The sequence below is a fragment of the Dialister sp. genome (genome assembly GCF_051885895.1).
GTDB lineage: Bacteria > Bacillota > Negativicutes > Veillonellales > Dialisteraceae > Dialister.
In genome coordinates this window covers 3,970-8,223 of sequence record NZ_JBJEXP010000070.1, presented here as the reverse complement: position 1 = coordinate 8,223, position 4,254 = coordinate 3,970, and the positions used below count along the sequence as shown (strand labels likewise).

Genomic DNA, 4,254 nt, shown 5'->3' with positions numbered 1-4,254 from the left:
CCCCCCTATCCGGCTTACTCCGGACTACCCCCTATTCAGGGGGTAGAATCCCTCTCTATGCTCCCCTATAGAGACATGTGGCACATTGTTCAGCGCCCATAGTCCCACTGTGCACATCCTGCATAGGATGTGCACGTCGGGCGAAGTAAGGCGCCTAGCCTGCCCATAAAGGCGCTTTCTTTTGGTCGCCCGACCGAACTTAGCGGGGGAGAGGAAAGGTGGTGCCGTAAGGCACCAAAGGGGCCCGCCGAAGAGGGCAGAATCCCTATCTATGCTCATCAGTTGTGGCATATGGTAATTTCCACAATTTAAAAAAAAGACCGGCTTTCGCCGGTCTTTTTTTGACTGCTTTATCTCAGTTCGTAGTTGTAATCTTCCTTCAGAATGTGGATAGCGCCTCCATCGCCTTTCATGGCGGCTTTGATGAGCCAGTTCATAGCAGCTTTTTCATCTTTTTCCACGCCTTCTCCATTAGAGAGAGCATAGCCGTAGTGAGCCATGCCGAAGGGATCTCCTTTTTCAGCCGCTTTTTTGTAAAGCTTCACGGCTTCCCTGATATCCTCTTCCACCCCGATTCCTGCTTCATAACAGAGTCCCAGAGCAGACCAGGCCGCAGGAATGCTGTTTCTGGCAGCCCGTTTATAGCATTCAAAGGCTTTCACGGCATGATCTTTCCGGCTGCTGTGCCGGAAAGCAAGGCCCAGCCGAAAAAAGGCTTCTTTGTCGCCCAGTGTTTCCGCTTCCTCAGCCATGCTCCAGGCTTTGCCCGCATCTACACTGCCGGCGGCGCCGGTAATATATTCTCCGCAGGCTACGGAAAGAAAGCCTCGAAGGGTCATATCGCCGTCAGGATCTCCGGCATCCCTGCCCTTTCGGATCCACATTTCAGCTGCCGACAGATCTTTCTGGGTGCTGGTGCCCTGGGCATAGAACATGCCGGTCATAAGCATGGCTCCGCTGTCGCCCCGTTCTGCAGCCAGCAGGTAGTACTGGAAGGCTTTGTTATGGTTGACTTTTCCCATGATGCCTTCATCGTAAATCTTGCCCAGAAGGGAGGCCGCTTCCGCGCTGCCCTGGTCAGAGGCATGCTCCAGCATTCTCCTGGCTTTCCGTGGATTGGGCTTGTTTCCGTTAATCCCGCGGAGATACAGTTTTCCCAGTTCCAGACTGGCATCGAGGATATCATAATCCACGCTGATCTTAAAACAGTTTTCCGCTTTTCCTTCATCTTTATCCACGCCGTCGCCTTTTTCCCATTGGCGGCCCAGGACATAGATTTCATAGGCTGCTTCCCGGGCACCCATATTGGCTGCCTTTCTGAAGTACGTGACTGCCCCGTCCATATCCCCCATATGAAGGCAGTCCTGCCCCATGGAGTAGTAATATTCCATCATTCTGTCAGATGCCATAATAGTCCTGCTCCTTTTTGGCGGGTGTCCCGCCGGTAAATTTTCTCCAGAAAGGCCATAGTCCTCCGGCTATGGGTCCGGATCGGATTATCTGAATTCCCTGCAGAGGTCGTCAAAGAGTGCTTCCGACGGTTTTTCTACATGGTCAATGAGCCGTACGTCTTTAGACGGTACAATATCACCGAAGGGCACGCCGTCTTTTTCTTCGTAAATGACGCCGGTAACCAGGCTGTCTGTTTCCGCCAGCAGATGGAAAGCTTCCGCCTTGCTGGAGGAGTCATAATTTTCCCGAAGGTCGGAAATCTTCTTCAGGTGTTCATTGTACCACTGCACAGTGTTCATATGATTGAAGGTGACGCAGGGAGTGAAAATGTTCACATAGGAAAATCCTTTGTGATCCACTGCCTTTTCAATGATGTCCACCAGATTTTTGCCGTCAATGGCGTAGGCCTGAGCCACAAAGGTGGCGCCGGCGGCAATGGCCATGGCCGGTACAGCCAGCGGTGTCAGCGGGTTTCCATCCGGGGTTGTTTTGGTGACAAAGCCTTTGGAAGAAGCCGGCGAAGTCTGGCCCTTGGTGAGTCCATAAACCTGGTTGTCGAAAACCAGGTAGGTAATGTCCATATTTCTCTTCATGGCATGCATGGCGTGGCCGAGACCGATGGCATAGGAGTCGCCGTCGCCGGAGCATACGATGAGATGGGTGTCTTTGTTGGCACATTTGATGCCCTGGGCAAAGGGAAGTGCTCTGCCATGGGTGGTATGGGCACCATAGCAGTACTGGTAGCCGCCGATACGGGAAGAACAGCCGATACCGGAAATCAGGGTGATTTCTTCATTGGCCCATCCTTTTTTCGCACAGACGGCAGAAATAGCGTTCTGGATGCCGTAGTCGCCGCAGCCGGGGCACCAGTTCGGTACGATAGTATTTTTATAGTCTCTCGGTGAAGCCATAATCAGAAGACCTCCTTGGCTTTGTTCACAATGGTAGAAGTGGTAAATGGTGTGCCGTCATACTGGAGAAGTGACAGCAGCTTGTCATGACAGTCAAAGTGAATGGCAAAGAGTTCACGAAGCTGAGCGGTCATATCTTCTTCTACAATGAGAACTTTCTTCGCACCTTCGATGTAGGGAGCCAGGGCTTCTTTCGGGAATGGGGAAAGCAGGCGGAGCTGGAGGTGGTTGACTTTCTTTCCTTCCGCTTCCAGTTCTTCCACTGCCTCTTCCAGAGCACCGTTAGTGGAGGTAATACCTACGAGGAGCAGGTCTGTATCTGTATCTTCATGAGTTACATAGAAGGGTTTCACAGCCGATGGAACGCCCGCAAATTTGCGGTGCCGTTTTTCCATTTCCATAACGCGGTCTGCAGGGCCTTCTGCCGGTTTGCCGAATACGTTGTGTTCCAGGCCGGTGGAAAGGAACATGCCGTTCTTCACGCCGGGAATGGTTCTCGGGGAAATCCCGTCTTCGCTGTCTTCAAAGCGGTGGAAATAAGCTTTCTTCTTCGTATCCAGTTCCGGAAGTCCTTCCGTCAGAAGCTTTCCGCGGTGAATGCCTACACGGTTCAGGTCAAAGGCCGGTACAGACTGCTTGCACATGCCGAACTGCAGATCCGAGAGAACAATAACCGGAGTCTGGAATTCTTCTGCCAGGTTGAAGGCTTCTTCCGTAATATAATAGCAGTCTTCGATGGAGGAAGCGGCGAGAACGATCTTTTCCGCATCCCCATGGCCGGAGGCAATGGCATAACGGATATCGCTCTGTTCCACCTTGGTAGCCATGCCGGTGGAAGGACCGGCGCGCATAACGTCAATAATAACCACAGGAATTTCTGCCATGGCAGCCATGGAAATGGATTCAGCCATGAGGGACAGCCCGGGGCCGGAGGTGGCGGTAAAAGCACGCACCCCTGCGTAGCCGGCGCCCATGGCCATCATGCAGGAGGACAGTTCGTCTTCCGTCTGCACCACGGTGCCGTGAATTTTATGAACTACTTTGATCATGTATTCCATGATTTCAGAAGCGGGAGTAATGGGGTAGGATGCCATGAACCGGGAACCGGCGGAAATCGCACCCAGAGCAGCGGCTTCATTGCCCAGAAGATAAAGCTGGTTCCTCTTCGGCGGGGTAGCCAGACGTCCCAGTTCTACGCCGTGCATGGCAGCAATGGCAGTATCATAGCCTTCCTTGAAAATTTCTTTGTTTTTGCTGATAATTTCTTCGCCCTTCTTGGCAAAGCGGTCTGCAATGAAACCGTAGAATGGATTTTCCGGAAATCCCAGAACACCGGCACTCATGCCGAGAGCTGCAATATTCTTCATCTGCAGGCTTCCGTATTTCTTTGCCAGTTCCGTAATGGGAAGGGCCAGCACGATACGTCCGCTGTGAGCCTCAAATTTCGGATGGAACGCATCATCCGCAATGATGACGCCTCCCTCGGGCACTTCCTTTCCATGGAGATCAATCGTCTCCTGGTCCAATGCTACCAGGCAGTCCACATGCTCCCCGATAGTAGCCACTTCCTTCGTAGCAATACGAAGGGCAATGGTTGTATGGCCGCCCTTAATGCGGGACGCAAAAAGACGCTGGCTGAAAAGAGAATAGCCTTCCTGTGCCAGCACACGGCCCAGGATTTCGCCGCAGGACTCGACGCCCTGTCCCTGCTGTCCGCCCATTTTCCAGATAAAATCACGTTTCGTTTCCACTCCATCTGCCTCCTTGGTGATGAATCACGGGAAATTAAAGTATAAAAATATATTATATAGGTGAATCGTTTTTACACATACTCACACATTTTTATTATACCACCTCAGAGCGATGAATATCTCTTTAAAATTTTAAAAAT

At 51.9% G+C, this 4,254-nt stretch carries 3 protein-coding genes; all 3 read right to left on the bottom strand.

Features of this window, described 5'->3' with window-relative positions; all coding sequences use genetic code 11:
* Positions 1-350: 350 nt before the first annotated feature.
* The 3 genes from ACI4N7_RS06005 to ACI4N7_RS05995 all read right to left on the bottom strand — a co-directional run bounded on the left by ACI4N7_RS06005 (position 351) and on the right by ACI4N7_RS05995 (position 4,114).
* Positions 351-1,409 (bottom strand): tetratricopeptide repeat protein, encoded by a 1,059-nt coding sequence (locus ACI4N7_RS06005; protein WP_439732445.1) that lies wholly within the window; start codon positions 1,407-1,409, stop codon positions 351-353.
* 87 nt (positions 1,410-1,496) lie between these two features.
* Positions 1,497-2,363 (bottom strand): 2-oxoacid:ferredoxin oxidoreductase subunit beta, encoded by an 867-nt coding sequence (locus ACI4N7_RS06000; protein WP_439732444.1) that lies wholly within the window; start codon positions 2,361-2,363, stop codon positions 1,497-1,499.
* 2 nt (positions 2,364-2,365) lie between these two features.
* A complete protein-coding gene (locus ACI4N7_RS05995; RefSeq protein ID WP_439732443.1) occupies positions 2,366-4,114 on the bottom strand; it encodes a 2-oxoacid:acceptor oxidoreductase subunit alpha in 1,749 nt (582 codons plus the stop codon).
* Positions 4,115-4,254 lie beyond the last annotated feature (140 nt).

Excerpts from the sequence above, each read along its gene's own strand:
- ACI4N7_RS06000 (WP_439732444.1), bottom strand. The coding sequence starts at position 2,363 with ATGGCTTCACCGAGAGACTATAAAAATACTATCGTACCGAACTGGTGC.
- ACI4N7_RS06005 (WP_439732445.1), bottom strand. The coding sequence starts at position 1,409 with ATGGCATCTGACAGAATGATGGAATATTACTACTCCATGGGGCAGGAC.